Source organism: Streptomyces sp. NPDC054840 (assembly GCF_053611065.1).
Genome location: NZ_JBSGZP010000609.1, coordinates 1,355 through 4,449, shown reverse-complemented (window position 1 = coordinate 4,449; position 3,095 = coordinate 1,355). Strand labels below are relative to the sequence as shown.

Here is a 3,095-nt window from a genome sequence, read left to right as displayed (position 1 = left end):
CGCCCCGATCGCGGTGAAGGCCGCGATCTGCCCGAGGGCGAAGACGTCCGTGGCCGGGGTGACCGTGCCGGCCGAGGCCTGTTCGGGCGCCATGAAGGCCGGGGTGCCGACGCTGACGCCGGTGCTGGTCAGGGCGGTGGAGTCGGCGGCCCGGGCGATGCCGAAGTCGATGACGCGCGGGCCGTCGGAGGCGAGCAGCACGTTGGCGGGCTTCAGGTCCCGGTGGACGATGCCCGCCCCATGGATGACGTTCAGCGCCTCGGCGACCCCGACGGTCAGCAGCAGCACGCTGCGCACCGGCAGCGCCCCATGCCGGGCCACGGCGTGGGCGAGCGAGGGGCCGGGCACGTAGGCCGTGGCCAGCCAGGGCTGGGCGCCTTCGGTGTCCGAGTCGATGACCGGTGCGGTGTAGAGCCCCTGGACCCGCTCCGCGGCCCGCACCTCCTGCTGGAAGCGCCGCCGGAACTCGGGGTCCTCGCTGAACTCGGGCCGGATCACCTTGATGGCGATGGGCCGGCCGCCCGGAGTGTAGGAGAGGTAGACCTTGCCCATGCCGCCCGCGCCCAGCACGGCCGCCAGGCGGTAGCCGCCCACGACGGCAGGGTCGTCCGCCCTGAGCGGCTGGAAGAAGTCGGCGGGAGGTGCACTACCCATGGGGACCCATCTCTGATTGCGGCGATCCAGCACCTGCCGGCGCCCCGAAGTCAACCGAGAGCGTACCCAATGCCCGGACGGTCCCCGCCCCGAGCCGTCGGACCGCCGCCCCCTCTCCGGGAGTTGGCAGCTCAGGCGGCCAGGGGGCGGGGCGGCTCCGCCGCTACCAGCCGAAGCGGCGGTTGACCACGGCCGCGAACTCATCGAAGGTCAGCACGCGGTCGCCGTTCTGGTCGGCCGCGTCGAAGAGCGCCGAGGAGTCGTCGGTGCCCCCGACGCCCCAGAAGGGGATCGCTCCCCGCGCCGCGAGGGTCGGACCCTTGGAGCGCAGGGCACCGATGACCTCGGCACGGGTCAGCGTGCCGTCCTGGTCGAGGTCGAGGGCATCGAAGAGGCGCCGGGCCTTCTCGCTCATCACGTGGTCCTCTCAGAGGTACACGCACCGCCTCCCGGGCGGCGCGTCGTGCACGGGAGGACGTCGTAGAACCCTGCGAGGTTGCCCCACCGGGCGTCGGATTCGCCACTCCGGGCGTGCTCACGCCCGGCGCGGGCCGACCAGGCCGCGCCGCGCGCCGCGGAAAGGACCGGCGAACCCGGCCACGGGAGCGACCAGTCGCTCGAACGAGTCGGCCCCCGTGTCACCAGGTGACGTACAGGTCCTGCGGTCGTGAGGTGGCACGACGCCCAGGCGCGGCGTGACGAGCTGTACCGCGACCCCCAACCGCTCTACGGCCGCGCGCGCCGGGCCGAGGGGCTGATGTACGTACCCGAATCCGGCGCTCCGGGTACGGGGCCCGAGGCTGCCCCGGCTCCCAACTGGCTCGTGAGCGGTTCCGGCTGACACCCGACCCGATCCGGCACACCCCGGCGTGTCGGACGCTTTTTTGTCCGCAGGGTAGAAGCCTTGCCCAGATCAGCGCCGTGCGCGATAGCCTCCACAGAGGGTCGGGCTACGGAAAAACCTTTCCGAAAGCGAGCGATCGGAGCGCGCGCCGCACTCGGAACCGTCCGCTACGCACGGCCCCGCGGACACCATGGACCTGCCGTCGTCTGCGCACCCGCGCACTCCCTGGAGGGACACACGTGAAGGACTCGAAGGACAGGCTGGAAGCACTGCGGGCCGAGATCGAGCGCCGCAATCCCGCGCAGCCCGAGTTCCATCAGGCGGTACGGGAGGTCCTCGAGACCCTGGCCCCCGTCTTCACCGCCCGGCCCGAGTACGCCGACCCGGCCGTGGCCCTCGTGGAGCGGCTCACCGAGCCCGAGCGGCAGATCCTCTTCCGCGTCCCGTGGCAGGACGACCGGGGCCGGGTCCACGTCAACCGCGGATACCGCGTCGAGTTCAACAGTGCGCTCGGCCCGTACAAGGGGGGCTTGCGCTTCCACCCGTCGGTGGACCTCGGCGTGGTGAAGTTCCTCGGCTTCGAGCAGATCTTCAAGAACGCCCTGACCGGCCTCGGGATCGGCGGCGGCAAGGGCGGCAGCGACTTCGACCCGCACGGCCGGTCGGACGCCGAGGTCATGCGGTTCTGCCAGTCCTTCATGACCGAGCTGCACCGGCACATCGGAGAGCACACCGACGTGCCCGCCGGGGACATCGGGGTCGGCGGCCGCGAGATCGGCTACCTCTTCGGCCAGTACCGGCGCATCACCAACCGCTGGGAGGCCGGGGTCCTGACCGGGAAGGGACAGGGCTGGGGCGGCTCCGCGATCCGGCCGCAGGCGACCGGCTACGGCAGTGTGCTGTTCGCCGCCGAGATGCTGGCGGTCCGCGGCGAGTCGCTGGACGGGCTGACCGCGGTGGTCTCCGGATCGGGCAACGTCGCGCTGTACACGATCGAGAAGCTGCAGCACCTCGGCGCGAACCCGCTGACCTGTTCGGACTCCCAGGGCTACGTCGTCGACGACAAGGGCATCGACCTCGCGCTGCTCAAGCAGGTCAAGGAGGTCGAGCGGGGCCGCGTGAGCGAGTACGTGGCGCGGCGCGGATCCTCGGCGCGGTTCGTGCCCGGTAGGCGGGTCTGGGAGGTGCCGGCGGACATCGCCTTCCCCTCGGCCACACAGAACGAACTGGACGCGCAGGACGCCCGTACGCTCGTCGCGGGCGGAGTCAAGGCGGTCTCCGAGGGCGCCAACATGCCGACCACCCCGGAGGCCGTACGGATCCTGCAGAAGGCCGGGGTCGCGTTCGGGCCCGGCAAGGCTGCCAACGCGGGCGGGGTGGCGGTCAGCGCCCTCGAAATGAGCCAGAACGCCGGCCGGGTGGCCTGGAGTGCGCAGCGGGTCGAGGAGGAGCTCGCGGGCATCATGCGCTCGATCCACGCCGTCGCCCACGAGACCGCCGAGCGCTACGGGACCCCGGGCGACTACGTCACCGGCGCGAACATCGCCGGCTTCGAGCGGGTCGCGGACGCGATGCTGGCGCAGGGCGTCATCTGATC

Annotated in this window: 4 protein-coding genes; 2 read left to right on the top strand and 2 right to left on the bottom strand. The window is 72.1% G+C overall.

The genetic code is table 11. The features are described from left to right. Both ACWGIU_RS30650 and ACWGIU_RS30645 read right to left on the bottom strand, forming a co-directional pair. On the bottom strand, positions 1-654 hold a 654-nt coding region (locus ACWGIU_RS30650), incomplete at its 3' end, for a serine/threonine-protein kinase (protein WP_453711254.1). 163 nt (positions 655-817) lie between these two features. Continuing rightward, positions 818-1,069 (bottom strand): EF-hand domain-containing protein, encoded by a 252-nt coding sequence (locus ACWGIU_RS30645; RefSeq protein ID WP_453711252.1) that lies wholly within the window; start codon positions 1,067-1,069, stop codon positions 818-820. Between the two features lie 252 nt (positions 1,070-1,321). On the opposite strand from ACWGIU_RS30645, the gene ACWGIU_RS30640 reads away from it, so the two are divergent. Both ACWGIU_RS30640 and gdhA read left to right on the top strand, forming a co-directional pair. After that, complete coding sequence (locus tag ACWGIU_RS30640; protein WP_453711250.1) at positions 1,322-1,495, top strand: hypothetical protein; 174 nt, start codon at positions 1,322-1,324, stop codon at positions 1,493-1,495. Positions 1,496-1,737: 242 nt separating this feature from the next. Next, positions 1,738-3,093 carry an NADP-specific glutamate dehydrogenase gene (gene gdhA, locus ACWGIU_RS30635; RefSeq protein WP_453711248.1) on the top strand — a complete coding sequence of 452 codons (1,356 nt, stop codon included), beginning with the start codon at positions 1,738-1,740 and terminating at the stop codon, positions 3,091-3,093. The last annotated feature ends 2 nt before the right edge of the window (positions 3,094-3,095 follow it).

Bases quoted from the DNA above. Each gene is read 5' to 3' on its own strand.
- ACWGIU_RS30645 (WP_453711252.1), bottom strand. From the start codon at position 1,069: ATGAGCGAGAAGGCCCGGCGCCTCTTCGATGCCCTCGACCTCGACCAG.